Origin of the sequence: Paraburkholderia phymatum STM815 (genome assembly GCF_000020045.1) — a bacterium.
In the GTDB taxonomy this organism is placed as follows: Bacteria; Pseudomonadota; Gammaproteobacteria; order Burkholderiales; family Burkholderiaceae; genus Paraburkholderia; species Paraburkholderia phymatum.
Genome location: NC_010622.1, coordinates 153,113 through 172,418, shown reverse-complemented (window position 1 = coordinate 172,418; position 19,306 = coordinate 153,113). Strand labels below are relative to the sequence as shown.

General features: G+C 63.1%; 14 protein-coding genes and 1 pseudogene. 11 read left to right on the top strand and 4 right to left on the bottom strand.

The window, feature by feature from the left end:
• Positions 1–423 precede the first annotated feature (423 nt).
• A complete protein-coding gene (locus BPHY_RS00760) occupies positions 424–1,038 on the bottom strand; it encodes a hypothetical protein (RefSeq protein ID WP_012399575.1) in 615 nt (204 codons plus the stop codon).
• 557 nt (positions 1,039–1,595) lie between these two features.
• Between BPHY_RS00760 and BPHY_RS00755 the strand changes: the two genes are divergently transcribed.
• The 8 genes from BPHY_RS00755 to BPHY_RS00720 all read left to right on the top strand — a co-directional run bounded on the left by BPHY_RS00755 (position 1,596) and on the right by BPHY_RS00720 (position 10,142).
• Positions 1,596–2,618, top strand: a complete 1,023-nt coding sequence (locus BPHY_RS00755; RefSeq protein ID WP_012399574.1) for a bile acid:sodium symporter family protein — start codon at positions 1,596–1,598, stop codon at positions 2,616–2,618.
• A 276-nt stretch (positions 2,619–2,894) separates the two neighbouring features.
• Positions 2,895–4,736: an EAL domain-containing protein gene (locus BPHY_RS00750; RefSeq protein ID WP_012399573.1), complete on the top strand. Its 1,842-nt coding sequence runs from the start codon at positions 2,895–2,897 to the stop codon at positions 4,734–4,736.
• A 397-nt stretch (positions 4,737–5,133) separates the two neighbouring features.
• Entirely contained in the window at positions 5,134–6,120 is a 987-nt protein-coding gene (locus tag BPHY_RS00745) for a LacI family DNA-binding transcriptional regulator (RefSeq protein ID WP_012399572.1), read from the top strand.
• The gene (locus BPHY_RS00740; protein ID WP_012399571.1) at positions 6,117–7,379 is read left to right on the top strand and encodes an AGE family epimerase/isomerase; all 1,263 of its coding nucleotides are present in this window, start codon (positions 6,117–6,119) and stop codon (positions 7,377–7,379) included. The genes BPHY_RS00745 and BPHY_RS00740 overlap by 4 nt, the downstream gene beginning before the upstream one ends.
• A gap of 18 nt (positions 7,380–7,397) precedes the next feature.
• Positions 7,398–8,324: a carbohydrate kinase family protein gene (locus BPHY_RS00735; protein ID WP_012399570.1), complete on the top strand. Its 927-nt coding sequence runs from the start codon at positions 7,398–7,400 to the stop codon at positions 8,322–8,324.
• 159 nt (positions 8,325–8,483) lie between these two features.
• Positions 8,484–8,705, top strand: coding sequence for a hypothetical protein (locus tag BPHY_RS00730; RefSeq protein WP_041763198.1), 222 nt, complete (start codon positions 8,484–8,486; stop codon positions 8,703–8,705).
• Between the two features lie 103 nt (positions 8,706–8,808).
• Positions 8,809–9,054 (top strand): hypothetical protein, encoded by a 246-nt coding sequence (locus BPHY_RS00725; protein WP_012399568.1) that lies wholly within the window; start codon positions 8,809–8,811, stop codon positions 9,052–9,054.
• Between the two features lie 146 nt (positions 9,055–9,200).
• Positions 9,201–10,142, top strand: coding sequence for an ion channel (locus tag BPHY_RS00720; RefSeq protein WP_012399567.1), 942 nt, complete (start codon positions 9,201–9,203; stop codon positions 10,140–10,142).
• 27 nt (positions 10,143–10,169) lie between these two features.
• Here BPHY_RS00720 and BPHY_RS00715 read toward each other — a convergent pair whose 3' ends face one another.
• Positions 10,170–10,787 (bottom strand): glutathione S-transferase family protein, encoded by a 618-nt coding sequence (locus BPHY_RS00715; RefSeq protein WP_012399566.1) that lies wholly within the window; start codon positions 10,785–10,787, stop codon positions 10,170–10,172.
• Between the two features lie 442 nt (positions 10,788–11,229).
• Here BPHY_RS00715 and BPHY_RS00710 point away from each other — a divergent pair, with 442 nt between their 5' ends.
• Both BPHY_RS00710 and BPHY_RS39200 read left to right on the top strand, forming a co-directional pair.
• Complete coding sequence (locus BPHY_RS00710) at positions 11,230–14,820, top strand: indolepyruvate ferredoxin oxidoreductase family protein (protein WP_012399565.1); 3,591 nt, start codon at positions 11,230–11,232, stop codon at positions 14,818–14,820.
• A 35-nt stretch (positions 14,821–14,855) separates the two neighbouring features.
• Positions 14,856–15,210, top strand: a pseudogene (locus tag BPHY_RS39200) (transposase); the annotation flags it as partial.
• Here the strand turns inward: BPHY_RS39200 and BPHY_RS00700 are convergent.
• On the bottom strand, positions 15,194–15,883 hold the full coding sequence (locus tag BPHY_RS00700) for a copper homeostasis protein CutC (RefSeq protein ID WP_012399564.1): 690 nt from the start codon (positions 15,881–15,883) through the stop codon (positions 15,194–15,196). The pseudogene BPHY_RS39200 and the gene BPHY_RS00700 sit on opposite strands and share 17 nt — an antisense overlap.
• Positions 15,884–15,927: 44 nt before the next feature.
• Positions 15,928–17,202 (bottom strand): sensor domain-containing phosphodiesterase, encoded by a 1,275-nt coding sequence (locus BPHY_RS00695; protein WP_012399563.1) that lies wholly within the window; start codon positions 17,200–17,202, stop codon positions 15,928–15,930.
• 384 nt (positions 17,203–17,586) lie between these two features.
• Here BPHY_RS00695 and BPHY_RS00690 point away from each other — a divergent pair, with 384 nt between their 5' ends.
• Positions 17,587–19,251 carry a Na+/H+ antiporter gene (locus tag BPHY_RS00690; protein ID WP_012399562.1) on the top strand — a complete coding sequence of 555 codons (1,665 nt, stop codon included), beginning with the start codon at positions 17,587–17,589 and terminating at the stop codon, positions 19,249–19,251.
• Positions 19,252–19,306 lie beyond the last annotated feature (55 nt).

The following is a 19,306-nucleotide window of genomic DNA, read 5'->3' as shown; positions in this document are numbered from 1 at the left end:
GGACCATTTTTATGGACAAAAATATCTGTGCTTATTGCGGGTATATGGGACTGAATAGTTTGGTGAACTTTCGGCCTGATATTGGTTGCCGGCGCACCTTGTTTCCGCATTGCCGCAAAATCGCGAGCGCCGCGACGGGCGCGGATTCTACAGGTACGCGGACAATGTGACGCGCATCAAGAAGAACATTGATGCAGCGCCACAACAAAGATGGGATTGGATGACAAAGACCGCCCGCAGACGAGCGATTTCAAAAATGTGTGGCGTGCTTACATCAGAACAGCCGGCCTGGTTTCGTCCGGATATACGGCGACAAAAAAGACGTGCCAGGAGACTTTGGGAGAAACCGATCCGACCTCATGTGAGATCGATGGCATGCGAGGAGACTGGCGTCCGGCTGGAGCGCGCGGATTCAGGCGAAGATCAGTTGCGGTAAGGCGACGATGGCGGAATGCGCGATGTATCTCCCGGCGGACGCGGAATCTGCCGGGATGCGCCGCGCTCTTCGTTGTAACGCGTGACGTCGTCGCGAATCGACCCGACGTGCGCTGACTGCGCATTGGACGGCGGACGCGGCGCGTTGCGTGAATCGGTGCTGACAGGTGTGATGGCGCCCGCGTATTGCGTGCCGACGTATTGCGCAGCCGGGCGGTTTCGGTAAACGTCTGACGGCACCATCATTCGCTGCGCGCCGTAGTTCGATGCATTGCCGCCCCACGCGCGGCCAGCGAACGTGTCGTTCACGCCTGCACGACCGGACGGACTAGTGCCCGGCGCGTGCGCCGTGTCGTTTCGGGTATAGCGCCCGCCATGCATTGAAACACCGCGCGGCATTTCGCGTGAAATGTTTTCGCGCGGCGCTGCATGGCCGTGCACAGGCCCGCTAAACGCTGCGCCCTGAAAACCCGTACGGCCACCGAAGAGACCATGCCCGTCATGCTGCACGAACGACGGTTTTGCGTAGGCGAGCGAGGTCAGCGCAACGACCAACGCGCCCGTCACCCACCATTTGATCCTCGACAGCCCTGCAAGCACCATGATTCACCTGCCCGATGACCCGCCTCAGCGCCCGCCGCTCGAGCTGCGGCTGGGCTGCTTTCGGGACTGACGCGAGTGCGAGGAAATTCTTGCCTCGTGCGAAGCCCCATCGGCCTTCGAACAGTAATTTATTGGCGGCCTCCCAGGGTGTCGAGCCAAAATATGTTAGGCCTGCGGCACTGTTGTAACGCATTGTTACTGCGACGTTTTTTCGCCACAAAGATGTTGCGGGACGAAGCGAAAAAGCGCTGAAAAACAAGGGGCTTCGAACGCTTGAATTCGTATGAACAGTGAATCGAAAAATACCGCCTGGAAGATGCGATTCGATCGTTCGTCGATACCTGAAATGGCCGTCCGGACGATTGCGCGTACGCCGTTCTGGATGCGGGTGCAACCATCGGCTACGAGGAACGAGGCGCACCTTTAATGCGTTTATGTAATTAATCAATTCGGCAAATGAATTTGCTTTTTCAATCGCTTTGCGCCGACAATAGCTTCTTGGCGTACGCGCGTCGGCGGCGACAAGCAATCGCTTCAACCGCACCGAGATTTAAGAGATGGCCCGTCCGAAACTTCTTCCAGACAATTTCACGCTGTGCCTGATCGGCACGGTGATTTTCGCCAGCCTGCTCCCGGTGCATGGGCAAGCCGCGCTGGCGTTCAACTGGGTCACGGACATTGCCGTCGGACTGCTCTTCTTCCTGCACGGCGCCAAGCTCTCGCGAGAGGCGATCATCGCCGGCGCCACGCACTGGCGGCTGCATCTGGTCGTGCTGCTAAGCACGTTCGCGCTCTTTCCGGTACTCGGGCTCGTACTCAAACCGCTTCTTTCGCCCCTCGTTACGCCTGCGCTCTACGCCGGCATCCTGTTCCTCTGCACGCTGCCGTCGACGGTTCAGTCGTCGATCGCGTTCACGTCGATTGCGAAGGGCAACGTGCCCGCTGCCGTCTGCAGCGCGTCCGCGTCGAGTCTGCTCGGCATCTTCATTACGCCCGCGCTTGTCAGCGTCATCGTCACGAACCAGGCCGCGAGCGGCGGTTCGCCGTGGCATACCGTGTGGAACATCGTGCTGCAGCTGCTCGTGCCGTTCGTTGCCGGGCAGTTGCTGCGGCCGATGATCGGCGGGTGGATCGAGCGCAATCGCAGCGTGCTCAAATTCGTCGACCAGGGCTCGATCCTGCTGGTGGTCTACGGCGCGTTTAGCGAGGCCGTCAACGAAGGCCTGTGGCATCAGATGCCGCTCGCCGCGCTGGGCGGCCTGCTGGCGGTATGCGCCGTACTGCTCGCGCTCGCGCTGGCGGTGACGATGTTCGTCAGCAAGCGCCTCGGCTTCAGCCGCGCGGACCAGATCACGATCATCTTCTGCGGATCGAAGAAAAGTCTCGCTGCCGGAGTGCCGATGGCGAAGGTGATCTTCGCGACGCACGCGGTGGGTGCCGTCGTGCTTCCGCTGATGCTGTTCCACCAGATTCAATTGATGGTCTGCGCCGCGCTCGCGCAGCGCTGGGGCGCCCGCGACGTCAGCGCGGAGAAGCGCGCTGCACAAAAAGGCACGACGACGGCTGTCGCGCGGCGATAAGCCTGCTTCGAATGCGATGGAATTCATGAGCGCTCTCCCTGAGTGAGTCGTGGAAAGCCGCCTGCGGGCGGCTTTGTTGTTATTTCAGCGTGCCGGCGACTCACTGTCTCTTCGGCGCGAAGGCATAGGAAAAACGCACGCATCGTACGCCACCCCAGATGGGTGGAAATGTTCCCGTTTTGCCCCAAACGGGTGCAAGGCGTCACCAAAAGTTCATTCAACTCTTGCGTTGACCTGCCGATAAGCCGACGGTCCAATGCTCCGGCCGTGTGTGTCATGTCTCAACGCTCGCCCTCCCTCCTTGCAGCGCCTCGCATCGTCGATCTGATTGCGCAGCGCGATTTGTCAGCAGTGTTTCAGCCGATCGTCGATTTTGAAGACGGCGCGATTCTCGGTTACGAAGGACTGATTCGCGGGCCGGCCGGCACGGCGCTAGAAACGCCGTATGCGCTGTTCGCACAGGCGGCTGCCGAAGGCAGCGTGATCGCGCTGGAGCGCGCGGCCGCGCACACCTGCATCGAGGCGTTCGCCCGGCTCAAGTGCGAGTGCAAGCTGTTCCTGAATTTCAGCGCAGGCGCGATCCGCCAGCTGGCCGACGAGCGGGACGACACTTTCACGATGTTGCGCAATATGGGCGTCCACGCAGGACGCATCGTGATCGAACTGACCGAGCAGAGCGCAATCCCCGACGTTGCCAGCTTTCTGCCTGCCATTTCCCTGCTGCGCATGGCAGGCGCGCAGTTCGCGCTCGACGACTACGGCACCGCTAACGCCAGCATGAATTTATGGGTGCGTCTGCGGCCCGACGTCGTGAAGATCGACCGCTTCTTCATTCACGACATCGCCAGCGACCCGCTCAAGTTCGAAGCCGTGAAGGCGATGCAGCATTTTGCAGCCGCGAGCGGTGCGCGCCTCGTCGCCGAAGGAATCGAAAAGGAGGCGGATCTGATCGTCGTGCGCGACATGGGCATCGCCTGCGGGCAGGGCTATTTCCTCGGCAAGCCGAGCGCGCACCCGCCCCCCCTGGTTGCGGATAACGCCCGAGAGGCGCTGCGTTCCCGTCACATCGCCGTGTTTCCGGAAGCGACGCGGGCGGTGGTGAGCGCATCGCCGTCGGGCGGCATGGCGTCGACAAAGATGGTCGTGCATGCGCCTGCGCTGCCGCGCGACGCGACGAACAACGACGTGCTCGAACTGTTCAACCGCCTGCCGAACCTGCATGCCGTCGCCGTCGTCGAGGAGGACGAACCTGTCGCGCTGATCAATCGCCGTGCATTCATGGACCGGTACGCGCTGCCCTATCATCGCGAACTGTTCGGCAAGCGGCCCTGCATGCTGTTCGCGAACGAGTCGCCCGTCGTGATCGAGAAGTCGATGACAGTCGAGGACATGGCCAAGCTGCTCGCCAACGACGACCAGCGTTATCTCGCGGACGGCTTCGTCATCACCGAGCACGGCCAATACGTGGGGCTCGGCACGGGTGAAAGCCTCGTGCGCGCGGTCACGGAAGTGCGCATCGAAGCGGCCCGCTACGCGAATCCGCTCACGTTCCTGCCAGGCAACATTCCCATCAGCTCGCACATCACGCGGCTGCTCAGTCACGAAGCGGGCTTCCATGCGTGCTACGCTGATCTGAATCACTTCAAGCCGTTCAACGACCAGTACGGTTACTGGCAAGGCGATGAAGTGCTGAAATTTGCCGCTCATGTGCTGGCCGACGTATGCGATCCGACCCGCGATTTTCTCGGGCACGTCGGTGGTGACGACTTCCTGGTGCTGTTCCAGAGCGAAGACTGGCACGCGCGCGCGCAACGCGCCATTCACACGTTCAACGAAGGCGCGCAGCGCTTCTATGGGCCGGGCGACCGTCTGGCGGGCGGTATCCACGGCGAGGACCGGCGCGGCAATCCGAGCTTCTACGGCTTCGTGACGATGGCGATCGGCTGCGTGCAGGTACAGCCGCAATGCAACGATGCGGCGTACAGCAGCGAGGACATCGCGTCGGTGGCGGCGCTCGCGAAACGCCGCGCGAAGCGCGAAGCGTCCGGTCTCGTGATGGTCGAGTTCAACGAAGGCCGGATGGTACTGCAAGGGCGCACGACGGCTACCGTCGACTGAGCCGCTGCCCCGCCCGTTCAGAGACCCGCCGCTCGCGCCGCACGGACGCCCGAAGACATTCCCCTGTCACACCGCATCGTCACCTTTAGTAATGAGGTTCGGACTGCGCGTCCGCCCATTGCCGTGTGCGCTTCGAATTCAGATTCGGATTCACGGCCGCCCCGATTAGCGCGTGTGGCGCACCGCACGCGCCAATCGCGAGCCGCGCCGATTCATGAAATTATCACGTCGTTTAGTGAATTTTACTAAACACTTGTTTTGCCTCGGATGCGCCTAAGTACGGGTATCTACGCGTATCGAATGGCCTCGACTGAGCGTTTCGCGGTAGCGTTTTACTATACAATCAGCCGAACCTGAACTCCGCTGCGGCGCCTTGCTTGCGCCGCCGTCTTTTTCGATGGCTACAACGATCCGCGACGTCGCCCGCGCGGCCAGCGTGTCGATCGGCACCGTCTCACGCGCGCTGAAGAACCAGCCGGGCTTGTCGGAGTCGACGCGCGAGCGCGTCGTCGAAACGGCCCGCCGGCTTGGCTACGATTCCGCCCAGTTGCGTCCGCGCATTCGACGGCTCACGTTTTTGCTGCATCGGCATCACAGCAACTTCTCTGTCAGTCCGTTCTTTTCGCACGTGCTGCACGGCGTCGAGGATGCGTGCCGCGAGCGAGGCATCGTCCCGTCCGTGCTGACGGCGGGCCCGACGGAAGACGTGGTGCAGCAGATGCGCCTGCATGCGCCCGACGCGATCGCCGTCGCGGGCTTCGTCGAGCCCGAAACGCTCACCACCCTTGCTGCGATGAAACGCCCGCTCGTGCTGATCGACCTGTGGGCGCCGGATCTGCGCTCGGTGAATCTCGACAATCAGGCGGGCGCCGCGCTCGCGATGCAGCATCTGTTCGCGCAGAAGCGCACGCGCATCGCGTTCATCGGCGGCTCGCTGGCGCACTACAGCATCGCGCAGCGCGCGCTCGGCTACCGGCGCGCGTTCTTCGAAGCCGGGCTGCTGTTCGATCCTTCGCTGGAAGTGACGATCCATGCCGGCCTCGATCCCGACTCGGGCGCCGCGCTCGCGATGGAGCAGCTGCTCGACCGTCCCGGCCCGCGCCCCGACGCCGTCTTCGCATACAACGACCTCGCCGCGCTCGCCGCGCTGCGCGTGTGCGTCGCACGCGGTTTGCGCGTGCCCGAAGACATCGCGATCGTCGGCTTCGACGACATTCCCGCTGCCGCCCACGCCCGCCCGCCGCTGACGACGATCGCAGTCGACAAGGAAGCGCTCGGGCGGCGCGGCGTCGAATTGCTGCTCGACGACACGCCGTCCGCACTCGACATCCGCATACCGGTCCAACTCGTAGTCCGTGCCAGTACTTCAGTGAACACGCCATGAAACAACCCGACACGACGCTTTCGAACAATACCGCCAATGACAAGGCGCCGCCCGTCGCGAGCTTCCGCGACGGGGCGTTCCTGCTGTCGCACATCGAAGACACGCTGCGCTTTTATGCGCCGAACGTATTCGATCCGAGCGGCGGCTTCTTCCACTTTTTTCGCGACGACGGCTCGATCTACAACCGCACGACGCGGCACCTCGTCAGCAGTTGCCGGTATGTGTTCAACTACGCGATGGCGTACCGGCAGTTCGGCGAGCCGCAGCATCTGGAGTACGCACAGCACGGCCTGAAGTTCCTGCACGACGGTCATTGGGACCCCCATCATCAGGGTTACGACTGGGAGGCCGACTGGCGCGACGGCCATCGGCGCACGCTCGACGCGACGCGCCACTGCTACGGTCTCGCGTTCGTGCTGCTCGCGTATGCGCATGCCGCGATGGCGGGCATCGAAGAAGCGAAGCCGATGATCGCCGCGACCTTCGAACTGATGGAGCACCGCTTCTGGGATCCCGCAGCCGGCCTCTACGCCGACGAAGCCACGGCCGACTGGCGCGTGAGTTCGTATCGCGGCCAGAACGCGAACATGCACACAATGGAAGCGCTGCTCGCCGCGTATGAAGCGACGGGCCACCTCGTGTATCTCGATCGCGCGGAACGCGTCGCGACCAACATCGCGTTGCGTCAGGCGAAGCTCTCGCAGGGTCTCGTGTGGGAGCACTTTCACGCGGACTGGTCGGTGGACTGGCACTACAACGAGGAAGACAGCTCCAACATCTTCCGTCCGTGGGGTTTCCAGCCGGGCCATCAGACGGAATGGGCGAAGCTGCTGCTGATCCTTGAACGACACCGTCCGCTGCCGTGGCTGTTGCCGCGCGCGATCGAACTGTTCGACGCCGCGATGACGCACGCATGGGATCACGATCACGGCGGTCTCTATTACGGCTTTGGACCCGACCGCACCGTCTGCGATCACGACAAATACTTCTGGGTGCAGGCCGAAACCTTCGCGACGGCCGCGCTGCTCGGCAAGCGAACAGGCAACGAGCGCTTCTGGGACTGGTACGACGAAATCTGGCGCTACAGCTGGACGCATTTCGTCGATCATCGTTATGGCGCGTGGTATCGCATACTTACGTGCGACAACCGCAAATACAGCGACGAAAAGAGCCCGGCCGGCAAGACCGACTATCACACGATGGGCGCATGCTACGAAGTGCTGCACCACGCGTTGCAGACTTCCAGCACGTCCGCATAACCTCGTACGGTGAGCATCATGAGCGCGAGCCTCGAATCTTCCACCACGTTTCCCGATTTCGTTTCCGCCGGCGACATCCTTACCGATCTCGTCCGCACGGGCCCTTCAAGCTGGCTATCGGTGCCGGGCGGCGCGGGCTGGAACGTCGCGCGCGCGGTCGCGCGGCTGGGCCTACCGACGGCCTGCGCCGGTTCCCTCGGCGTCGACAATTTCTCCGACGACCTGTGGAATGCAAGCGTCGCGGCCGGTCTCGACATGCGCTTCATGCAGCGTGTCGAGCGCGCGCCGTTGCTTGCCGTCGTGCACCAGACGCATCCGCCCGCGTACTTCTTCATGGGCGACAACAGCGCCGACCTCGCGTTCGATCCGTCGGCGCTGCCGGAAGGATGGATGTCGTATGTGAAGTGGGCCCACTTCGGCTGCATCAGCCTCGTGCGCCAGCCGCTCGGCACGACGCTCGCGAAGCTCGCCGCCGATCTGCGCGCACGAGGCGTGAAGATCAGCTTCGATCCGAACTACCGCAATCTGATGGCGCACGGCTACGAGCCGACGTTGCGCCGGATGGCGGGGCTCGCGGATCTGATCAAGGTATCGGACGAAGACCTGCGCATGCTGTTCAAGACGGACGACGAAGCGGCCGCGCTCGCGCAACTGCGCGCGATGAATCCGAAGGCGATCGTGCTCGTCACGCGCGGCTCGGAAACGGCGACGCTGATCGACGGCGATCGCGTCATCGAAGCGAAGCCGCCGCGCGTGGCCGTCGCGGATACGGTCGGCGCGGGCGATGCATCGATCGGCGGGCTGCTCTTCAGCCTGATGACGGCGCCGCAGCGCAAGTGGGAAGAGCATCTCGCGTTCTCGCTGGCGGCGGGCGCCGCCGCGTGCCGCCACTCGGGCGCGCACTCGCCGACGCTCGATGAAGTCGTCTCGTTGCTGCAGGATTGACGCAAGAAGCTGCCGGTGCAAGCGCCTGGCCGGCGGCTTCGCCCTCCGCGATGGCCTCCGAACGCCCCGGCATGCGCAAGAAGCGGCTCGCAGCACCGACATGTGAGCGTCGAAATCGCGTGCTAGGATGGAATTTCCCCCTTGCAGGAGAGATGCATCATGGAGGACGTCACCTACACCAAAGGTCTCTATACGGCGACTGCGACCATCCGCCCGGTAGATGGCGGGCAGTACCAGGGCGTCGTTGCGCTTTCGCGCGACGAAGGCGACGAGACGGAGGACACGGTCTACGAAGTCGAAGCCACTTCGGCGACCGCCGACGAAGCGCTTGAAGAAGCGAAGGCGCTGGCTCACAGAATCCTCGGCGAGATCGAACTATAGGCGGCTGAACCGTCAGGATCGGGTTTTCGCATTGAAGCAGACGTGGCGCGTCCGCCGCGCGCCGCGCCTACGACCTTGTCTTGCTGAACAGGCGGAGGCGATCATGGCAGAACCGCTCTTTCTTTATGGCGTGTACGCGATCCACGTGCGTCCACTCGAACTGCAAGGCGCGCGCTGGGATGCGGAGTACGAGATCCGGCATCGCGATCATCCCGTGCAGCGCTGGACGACCGTGGGCGGCGACATCGGTTTTGCGACAGAAGCCGAAGCCGTCGAGACGGCGCATCAGCAGGCTGTCGCCGATATCGAGCACGGCGCAGGGGTGCCGAAGCCGCGCGCGTTTCCCTGACCGGACGACGGCGGCGTCGCCGGACATAACACCTCGCGGGCCGTAAACAAACACGGCCGCGCTACACTACACGCCGCAGCGGGCGGCGTCGGCTACGGTCGCGCCGCGACGCTGCGCGACACACTTGTCAGCGGAACAGAAGAAGAATGAACGCGACTCCCCCCGAATCCAGCGGCGATCACCGCGCGCGCGCCGGCCGTCTGCTCGACCGGAAGATTCGCGCCCGTTCGCATACCGTCGTCGCGCACGGCCTGCCGCTGCGTGTGTGGCAGGACCTGTATCACCGCGCGCTGACCATCAGCTGGCCCGTGTTCTTCACTTCGCTGGCGTTTCTGTTCCTCGTGCTGAACTCGGCGTTCGCCTCGCTATATGAACTTGGCGGTGCAACGATCGCCAATCAGAATCCCAAGGGCTTTGCGGGCGCGTTCTTCTTCAGCGTCGAAACGCTTGCGACGGTCGGTTATGGCGACATGCACCCGCAGACGCTATACGGGCACCTCGTCGCGACGCTCGAGATCTTCGTCGGCATGTCGGGAATTGCGCTCGCCACCGGTCTCATCTTCGCGCGCTTTTCCAGGCCGCGCGCCAAGATCATGTTCTCGCGCTTTGCGATTGTGCGCCCGATCGACGGACAGACCACGCTGATGGTGCGCACCGCGAACGCGCGGCAAAACGTGATCGTCGAGGCGCGAGCGCGGCTGCGTTTGATGCGCGTCGAGCGCTCGACGGAAGGCTACGTGCTGCGCAAGATATACGACCTCAAGCTGGTACGCGATCAGCAACCGATGTTCTATCTCGGCTGGAACCTGATGCACGTAATCGACGAAGCAAGCCCGCTGTTCGGCGAAACGCCGGAGAGTCTCTACACGCGGGACGCGTCGCTGCTGCTCACGATAGAGGGCTCCGACGAAAACACCTCGCAGACAATGCAGGCGCGCTTTTCGTGGCCGAGCGACGACATTCGCTGGCAGCACCGCTTCGTCGATCTGATCCGCGAAGAGAATGGCGTGAGCCACATCGACTACACGCATTTCGACGATGTCGAGCCGCTCCAGCCGCACGAACTACAGCAGGCGCCGACGGGTTGAGTGCTGCGCCGTCGCCCGGCGTGGCGGCTAGTGCTTCAGCTTCAATACTTCGATTTCGCGTTGCTCGATGGCCATCGCGCGCGTGTGCGCGTCACGCGAGATCGCCCGGTCGACATATTCGCCTATGCGCCCCGTCGGCTCCAGCAGCTTCGCGACGAACGCGATCTGGAGTGTGCCCGCGAGCAGCAGATCGGCAGCGGAGAAGCGTTCGCCGAGGAGCCATTCGCCTTCGTAGAGCGCCATATCGATGGCGGCTTTCACGCGTTCGAGATTGCCCCAGCCGAAGCTGAACGAATTGCCCGATGCACCTGTGAGCTTCTCGGCCATCGCCGGTTCGAGACAGCCCGGCGTGAAGAACAGCCACTGAAGGAAACGTCCCCGCAACGGATCGCCGACTGGTGCGCCCAGATTGGCTTCGGGGAAACGATCGGCGAGATAGAGCAGCACCGCGCCGGATTCGGCGACCTGGACGCCGTCGTCGTCGAGCGCGGGAAGCTTGCACATCGGGTTGATGTGGTGGAACTGAGTGGTGTCCTGCTCGCCTGCCCGGATGTTCACATGGGCCAGCTCGTAGCGGGCGGATGCTTCTTCGAGCATCCAGAGGGCGCGGAATGCTCGGGTCTTGGGCCAATAGTACAGTTTCATCGTTTTGAGTTGCCTTTCGGCGCCGGGATGACTGTGCGATTAGGGTAGCCTGGATCGCACGGCGATGCCTTTGGTTTTTTCGCTGGCATCCGCGTTTCGCTTCTGGCCCGCTGACGTTGCCCCTGTACGGGACGGCACTTACTTTCTTCGCACCGCGGCATAGCATGTTCGCAAACAAGGCCGCTCACAGCACCAGTTCTGGACCGGCACCCACGGGCTCGCCACGCCCCCATCCGCCGCGATGCCGGCGCAACACAATGGCAAGCCAGCGAAAAATCCTCAAACACGAGAATATCCGCGGGAAAACTTGCGCGCCGAATGGAACTGCAGGCCAATTTAGTGAAGTTCTACTCTAATTGACGCGAAAGAATGAGGTCTCTCGCAGCAAACGCGGGCCGGCAGCATGCGCAAGCCCGAAAGCAAAGAACCAGGAGACTCCACAATGACCGCGCGTCCACCCATCGACGGCATCCCCGCGCTCGCCGATTACCGCCTCTCCGACAACCTCACTGCCACGCGCGGCCGCATCTTCCTCACGGGCACGCAGGCGCTCGTGCGCCTCACCTTGATGCAACGCCAACTCGACAAGGCGCGCGGCCTCAATACGGCCGGTTTCATCAGCGGTTATCGCGGTTCACCCCTCGGCATGGTCGACCAGCAATTGTGGAAAGCGAAAAAACTGCTCGACGCAAACGACGTCCGCTTCCTCCCCGCGATCAACGAAGAACTCGGCGGCACCGCCGTGCTCGGCACGCAGCGCGTCGAAGCGGACCCTGAACGCACCGTCGATGGCGTCTACGCGATGTGGTACGGCAAAGGCCCCGGGGTCGACCGCGCGGGCGACGCGCTCAAGCACGGCAACGCATACGGCTCGTCGCAGCATGGCGGCGTGCTGGTCGTCGCAGGCGACGATCACGGTTGCGTGTCGTCGTCGATGCCGCATCAAAGCGACTTCGCGATGATCGCGTGGCACATGCCCGTCGTGAATCCGTCGAACGTCGCGGACATGCTCGAATTCGGCGTCTACGGCTGGGCGCTGTCGCGTTACTCGGGTGCGTGGGTCGGCTTCAAGGCGATTTCGGAAACAGTCGAGTCCGGTTCGACCGTCGATCTCGACGCGCTGCAAACGCAATGGCCCGCACCCGAAGGCTTCGAAGCGCCCGCCGGCGGCCTGCACAACCGCTGGCCGGATCTGCCGAGCCTCACGATCGAACAACGTCTGCACGCGAAGCTCGACGCCGTACGCCATTTCGCTCGCGCCAACAGCATCGACAAATGGATCGCGCCAAGTCCGCATGCGAACGTCGGCATCATCACATGCGGCAAGGCACATCTCGATCTGATGGAAGCGCTGCGCCGGCTCGATCTCACCGTGGCCGATCTGGAGCAGGCGGGCGTGCGAATCTACAAGGTGGGCCTGTCCTTCCCGCTCGAGATGACGCGTATCGATGCGTTCGTTTCCGGGCTCTCCGACGTGCTGGTGATCGAGGAGAAAGGCCCCGTCATCGAGCAGCAGATCAAGGACTATCTGTACAACCGCACGCAAGGCGCGCGGCCCGCGATCTTCGGCAAACATGCGGAAGACGGTTCGATGTTGCTGTCGTCGCTCGGTGAACTGCGGCCGTCGCGCATCCTGCCCGTCTTCGCGAACTGGCTCGCGAAACACAAACCAGCGCTCGATCGGCGCGAGCGCGTGGTTGATCTCGTCGCACCGCAAATCCTCTCGAACGCCGCAGACGCCGTAAAGCGCACGCCCTACTTCTGCTCGGGCTGCCCGCACAATACGTCGACAAAGGTGCCGGAGGGCTCCATCGCGCAGGCGGGCATCGGCTGTCACTTCATGGCGTCGTGGATGGAACGCGATACCACGGGCCTGATCCAGATGGGCGGCGAAGGGGTCGACTGGGCCGCGCATTCGATGTTCACGAAAACGCGCCACGTGTTCCAGAATCTCGGCGACGGCACCTACTTCCACTCGGGCATTCTCGCGATCCGCCAGGCCGTCGCGGCCAAGGCGACGATCACCTACAAGATTCTCTATAACGACGCCGTCGCGATGACGGGCGGACAGCCGGTGGACGGCAGCATCTCCGTGCCGCAGATCGCGCGGCAGGTCGAAGCGGAAGGCGTGTCGCATTTCGTCGTAGTCAGCGACGAGCCCGAGAAATACGACGGACATCATGGCCTGTTTCCGAAGGGCACGACGTTCCATCACCGCAGCGAGCTCGACAAGGTGCAGCGCGAACTGCGCGATATCGACGGCGTGACGGTGCTGATCTACGACCAGACCTGCGCCGCCGAAAAGCGCCGCCGCCGCAAGAAGGGCGAGTTTCCCGACCCGGACAAACGCCTCTTCATCAACGAGGAAGTGTGCGAAGGATGCGGCGATTGCGGCGTGCAGTCGAATTGTCTGTCCGTCGAGCCCGTTGAGACACCGTTGGGCCGCAAGCGCCGCATCGACCAGTCGTCGTGCAACAAGGATTATTCGTGCGTGAACGGCTTCTGCCCGAGCTTCGTGACGATCGAAGGAGGCAAGCTCAAGAAAGCGGCGGGCGTTGCATTCGATGCAGCGGCGCTCGCCACATGCGTCGACGCGTTGCCTCTGCCGACGACTCAACTCGACGCCGCGCCGTACGACATTCTTGTCACTGGCGTGGGCGGCACGGGCGTTGTGACCGTCGGCGCGCTGATCAGCATGGGAGCGCATCTGGAAGGCAAGAGTGCGTCGGTGCTCGATTTCATGGGCTTCGCGCAGAAGGGCGGATCGGTGCTGTCGTTCGTGCGTTTCGCTGCGCGCGACGAGTGGCTCAATCAGGTGCGGATCGACACGCAGCAAGCCGACGTGCTGCTCGCGTGCGACATGGTGGTCGGTGCGAGTGCCGATGCCTTGCAGACGGTGCGTCGTGGCCGCACGCGGATCGTCGTGAACACGCATGCCATTCCGAATGCGTCGTTCGTGCAGAACCCGGACGCGAATCTGCATGCCGACGCGTTGCTCGACAAGATGCGTCACGCAGCGGGCGACGAGTTCATGTCGTCGTGCGACGCGCAGTCGCTCGCGACGCGCTTCCTCGGCGACACGATCGGCGCGAACATCGTGATGTTGGGCTTCGCGTGGCAACTGGGTCTCGTGCCCATATCGTTTGGGGCGATGATGCGCGCGATCGAACTGAACAACGTCGCGGTGCAGATGAACCAGCTGGCCTTTTCGATTGGACGCATGGCTGCAGCCGACCCAGCCGGGCTCGAGGTGCTGTGGACGCAACGTCATGCGGTTCATCCCGCAGTCTCGCTGGAATCGCTCGATGCGTTGTTAGCGGATCGCGAAGCGCGTCTTCACACTTATGGCGGTGCTGCTTATGTGAAGCGGTATCGTGCGCTGGTCGATGCTGCGCGTCAGGCCGAGCGCGAGCTCGAACCGGCTAGCGGAGAGCGTTTGAGCCGCGCGGTAGCGACGACGTTCTATCGATTGCTCGCGGTGAAGGACGAATACGAAGTCGCGCGCCTGCATAGCGATCCCGCGTTTCGTGCCGCGCTCGAAGCGCAATTCGAAGGTGTAGCGGGCAAAGACTTCGGCGTGAAGTTCAATCTGGCGCCGCCGACGATTTCACGCGCGAAGCACGGCGCGAAGCCGCAGAAGAAGACCTTTGGTCAATGGATGTGGCCAGTGCTCGGTTTGATGGCCAAGTGGCGCGGTTTGCGCGGCACGGCTCTCGATCCGTTTGGCCACACTGTCGAGCGGCGCATGGAGCGTGAATTGTCCGCCGACTATGAGACGACGATGCAGCGTGCGTTTGCTGTTCTCAGCCATGTCACTGCGGACGATGTCGTCAGGCTCGCTGAGTTGCACGCGCGGGTGCGGGGATATGGGCATGTGAAGCTCGCGAATCTCGCTGCGGTTAAGCGCAGCGAGCGGGAGATTGCGGCGCGGTTGCATATCGAGGCGGCTTCGGGCCCTGCCGTGGTCGATGCGCTTCAGGAGGCCAAGGGCTTGGGGACGTTGCGGGGGATTCCTGTTGTCGTAGCCAAGTGACATGTTGTCCGCGATGCTGGCCGGTGTTTCTTCGCATTGCAATGTACGCCCGAGGCATGAGTGTGCGCGAGATCCGGGCCTTTCTGGCCGAGGCTTACGGCACTGAGGCTTCACCTGATTTCATCAGTTCGGTTACCGACGAGGTGATGGCCGACACGCTGGCCTGGCAGAACCGCCCGCTCGAGCCAATGTACCCGGTCGTATTCTTCGACGCCTTGCGGGTAAAGATCCGCGAGGATGGCGTGGTCAGCAACAAGGCGGTCTATCTGGCGCTGGGCATCCAGACCGACGGCGAAGTTCTGACTCAAGGTGTTCAACGAACTCAGGACGCGCGGTTGCCAGGACATCCTGATCGCCGTGGTCGAATACGGGCTCATGCATCCAGAAGCCCGCGCACCAACCTGACCTTCTCCTCAGCAACAACACCATCGCTGCGCACACCCGATCCGAAATGAACCGCCTTCACGTGCGCAGCGTGGACAAACCCGGCGACACGATCAACCGTCAGCCCGGCGCCCGCCAGCACCGTACAGGCAGATCCCGCCGCTTGCGCAACAAGCAATTGAACCTCACCAACGGCATCGAGCACAGAAGACCTCCCACCGGAGGTCAAGACATTCGCAACCCCGTCGACCTCGAGAAGAATATCCAAAGCCTCGCGCAAATCGCGCGTTTCATCGAACGCACGATGAAACGTGACAGGCATCCCGTCAGCAGCATCGACAACGCGTAACAACGCCTCACGATCAACTTCGCGCGACGCAGTCAACATCCCAAACACCACCGCATTGGCACCCGCCGCCCTGGCCGCACGCACGTCCCGCAGAATCACAGCAAAGTCATCGGCATCGTAGACAAAAGAGTGGCTATGCGGCCGCACGATCACGTTCACGGGAATCGGCACGGCCGCCGCGACGGCCTCGATCATGCCGATGCTCGGCGTCAACCCGCCCTCGCCCATCGCGGTGATCAGTTCAAGCCGATCCGCGCCGCCACGCGCGGCAGCCTTCGCATCGGCAACCGTCGTCGCGATGACTTCGAGCAATACCCGTTCGTTTCGCATGTCAAGGAAGTCACGTCGTCAAGAAGAACAAGACAGACATGATGTCAGAAGTGCGGCTCCTCGAACCAGTCGATATCGCCGCACAGCACGCACATGCGACTGCCGATCTGCGTCGCCACCGACAACGTGACGCAGGGCACCGCTTCGTTAATCGACAGATAAGGCCGCGTCACATGCACGCGTTCAGGTGCCTCGATTGCCGCGCGGAAATACGGCCGGCGCAGCCAGTTCGCGCCCTGCGCATCGGATAGCGGCAGGAAGCGCGTTTCGTGCGACGCGCGGTCCGCGCGCAACACCACGTTGCGTCCCGCCTGACGGCCCTTGTCGTCGAGCAGATAGCAGCGCGCCGCGTGATCGAGCGCGAGAAAATTCCAGCACACTTCATCGAGCAGTTCACCCGCGGCAAGCCGTTCCGCCGCGCGCTCGAATGCGCGAATGTATGGCGCGAGCCGCGACGCGTTGCGTCGCTCGCGCTGTTCCGTTTGCGTCTGATAACGCTCGGTCAGCTCGCCGATGCAGGCGGCCGCGTGCGCGGCGTCCGCGAGACCAGGATGCGGACGCCCAAAGAAAAAACCCTGCACGAAATCGACATTGCACTCCATTGCCATGTGCGCTTCGTGCTCCGTCTCGACGCCTTCGATCAGCACCAGCTTGCCCGCCTCGTGCAGCAATGCGACGAGCCCGGGCAGAATCGACGCGACATCCGCACGATGCGCCGCGTGCGACAGCATGATGCGATCGAGCTTGACGATGTCGGGATTGAGCTGCCAGATGCGTTCGATATTCGAATGCCCCGCGCCGAAGTCATCGAGCGCGATCAGAAAGCCGCGCTCGCGGAACTGGCGCACGGCGTCGGCAAGACGTTCGATATCTTCCGCGCTCTGTTCGAGCACTTCGAGCACGATGCGGCGCGGCGACAGGTTCAAACGACGCAAATTTGCGAGCAGTGCAGCCGAATGATACGAGTCGATCAGCACGCCCGGATGGACGTTCAGAAACAGCCACTCGCGCTCCGCGCCGAGCACCTTGAAGTTCTCGAGATGCAGCGACTGCGCGAGCCGGTCGACATGCAGCACATCGCCGACGCGCGCCGCGTGGCCGAACACATCGACGGGCGACACGGCACGGTCGAACGGGTCATGCGCGCGCAACAAGCCTTCATAGCCCACGGCACGCATGTGCGACAGACTGAATATCGGCTGGAAGACGCTCGTGAGCGTCAGCTCGCCGTGTTGCACCGAATAGCGCTGCAGGCCCGAGGTCATGCTGAGCTCGAAGCCGTGCGGCACCGTGGTTTTTTCCTGTTGCGCAATGGTCATGCAATCCTCTGACGCAGGAGTCACGGCGCGCGCGTCGCGAATGCGAAAGAGCCGCGGCCGTTCTCGGAATGTGCGTTGTTGCCCCCTTAAGCAAGCTCCATGCGCACGGCGATGCGCCTGCAGCCGAACAGTGCCTTTGCCATTGCACCGCGCGCGCAGCACATGCTTCGTGCAAGGGCGCAATACGCACCGCAACGGTGCAATCGCTTTCAGACGACTTGCAGGCTTCGAAGCGCGATGTCATCCGATCGGGCTACACTTCGGGCTGACCGACGCGCCGCATCGTCTTTCCAGACGCGGCGCTTTCATGTCGCGCGAGGTGTTGTCGCGAGGTTCCGCCTTCCCGTCGTGCGCCGCTGTCTGTTTCCCCACACCCCGCTTCCGATGGATATCGTTTTCACCGTTCTGATCCTGCTGCTCGCCGTCGCCGCTTCGGGCGTCATCGTGCGGCTGGTGCCCGTCAAACTGCCGCTGCCGCTTGTGCAGATCGCGTTCGGTGCGCTGCTCGCATGGCCACATCTCGGCCTGCATGTGACGTTCGATCCCGAACTGTTCATGTTGCTGTTCATCCCGCCGCTGCTGTTCGCGGACGGCTGGCGAATCCCCAAACGCGAGTTCTACATGCAGCGCCGCGCGATCCTGATGCTTGCGCTCGGCCTGGTGTTTTTGACGGTCGTCGCCGTCGGCTACTTCATTCACGCGATCGTGCCGTCGATCTCGCTGCCCGTCGCCTTTGCGCTCGCCGCCGTGCTGTCGCCGACGGACGCCGTCGCGCTGTCGGGCATCGCAGGCCGCAACCGGCTGCCTGAGCATCTGATGCATATCCTCGAAGGCGAAGCGCTGATGAACGACGCGTCGGGCCTCGTCGCGCTGAAGTTCGCCATTGCGGCTGCGTTGACAGGCGTGTTCTCGTTGCGCGATGCATCGGTGAGCTTCGTGATCATCGCGCTCGGCGGACTCGCAACGGGCGCCGCCGTCGCATGGCTCTTCAGCTTCGCATCCACGCGCTTTCTCAACCTCACGGAAGAAGGCGATCCTGCGCCCGGCGTGGTGATGACGATGCTGATTCCGTTCGCCGCCTATCTGTTCGCCGAGCACTTCGAGTTCTCGGGCATTCTCGCCGCCGTCGCGGCGGGCATGACGATGAACTTATCGACGTTCGCGCGCACGAGCCCTGCAGAGGCGCGCGTGCGAGCGAGCGTCACGTGGACGATGATCGAGTTCGTGTTCAACGGCATGGTGTTCATTTTGCTCGGCTTGCAGCTTCCGCATATCATCGGCCGCGCGCTGCTCGATGCGCACGAGCAAGCCAGCGGCTCGGAGTTGCGGCTCATCTTCTACGTCGCTGCCGTGGCGCTCGCGCTCTATGCGCTGCGCTTCGTGTGGGTCTGGCTGTTGCGCTGGTTTGCGAGCCGCGGCGCGGCGAAGCATGGCGTCGCGAATGCGGTGCCCGGCCTGCGCACCGTGTCGATGACGACGATTGCGGGCGTGCGCGGCGCAGTGACGCTCGCGGGCGTGCTGTCGCTGCCCGTCGCGCTGTCGAACGGACAGCCTCTGCCGGGGCGCGATGTCGCCATTTTCATCGCGTCGGGCGTGATTCTGCTGTCGCTGTTCGTCGCCGTGGTCGGCTTGCCTTTGCTGATGAACGGCGCGCGCCGCCGGCCCGATCCGCATGCCGCCGAAGAGCGCACGGCGCGCATCCAGGCGGCGCAGGCTGCGATTCGCGCCATCGACGACTTTCACGAGACCGCGACGGCCGAATGCGACGAAGCCCAGTCCGCGCATGCCGCCGATGTGACGGCGCGTGTGATGGACATCTATCGCCGCCGTCTCGCCACGCTCGACGACGATATCGAGCCTGCGCAGAACGCACGTCGCAGCGAAGCGCTGGAGTTTCAGATGAAGCTCGCAGCGATGCGCGCCGAACGCTCGACGCTGCTCGAACTGCGCGGCAGTCAACTGATCAACGACGACACGTTGAACAAGCTGATGCGTGAAGTGGATCTGTCGGAAACCGCGCTGCAGACACGCGGTAAGGGAAAGAAATAAAGCGGGAAGAAGTAGAAGCAAAAAAACGGGCGCCGCGATGGGCGCCCGTTTCGTT

Coding starts and splice junctions, on each gene's coding strand:
- BPHY_RS00760 (WP_012399575.1), bottom strand. CDS start 1,038: ATGGTGCTTGCAGGGCTGTCGAGGATCAAATGGTGGGTGACGGGCGCG.
- BPHY_RS00755 (WP_012399574.1), top strand. CDS start 1,596: ATGGCCCGTCCGAAACTTCTTCCAGACAATTTCACGCTGTGCCTGATC.
- BPHY_RS00750 (WP_012399573.1), top strand. CDS start 2,895: ATGTCTCAACGCTCGCCCTCCCTCCTTGCAGCGCCTCGCATCGTCGAT.
- BPHY_RS00745 (WP_012399572.1), top strand. CDS start 5,134: ATGGCTACAACGATCCGCGACGTCGCCCGCGCGGCCAGCGTGTCGATC.
- BPHY_RS00740 (WP_012399571.1), top strand. CDS start 6,117: ATGAAACAACCCGACACGACGCTTTCGAACAATACCGCCAATGACAAG.
- BPHY_RS00735 (WP_012399570.1), top strand. CDS start 7,398: ATGAGCGCGAGCCTCGAATCTTCCACCACGTTTCCCGATTTCGTTTCC.
- BPHY_RS00730 (WP_041763198.1), top strand. CDS start 8,484: ATGGAGGACGTCACCTACACCAAAGGTCTCTATACGGCGACTGCGACC.
- BPHY_RS00725 (WP_012399568.1), top strand. CDS start 8,809: ATGGCAGAACCGCTCTTTCTTTATGGCGTGTACGCGATCCACGTGCGT.
- BPHY_RS00720 (WP_012399567.1), top strand. CDS start 9,201: ATGAACGCGACTCCCCCCGAATCCAGCGGCGATCACCGCGCGCGCGCC.
- BPHY_RS00715 (WP_012399566.1), bottom strand. CDS start 10,787: ATGAAACTGTACTATTGGCCCAAGACCCGAGCATTCCGCGCCCTCTGG.
- BPHY_RS00710 (WP_012399565.1), top strand. CDS start 11,230: ATGACCGCGCGTCCACCCATCGACGGCATCCCCGCGCTCGCCGATTAC.
- BPHY_RS00700 (WP_012399564.1), bottom strand. CDS start 15,883: ATGCGAAACGAACGGGTATTGCTCGAAGTCATCGCGACGACGGTTGCC.
- BPHY_RS00695 (WP_012399563.1), bottom strand. CDS start 17,202: ATGACCATTGCGCAACAGGAAAAAACCACGGTGCCGCACGGCTTCGAG.
- BPHY_RS00690 (WP_012399562.1), top strand. CDS start 17,587: ATGGATATCGTTTTCACCGTTCTGATCCTGCTGCTCGCCGTCGCCGCT.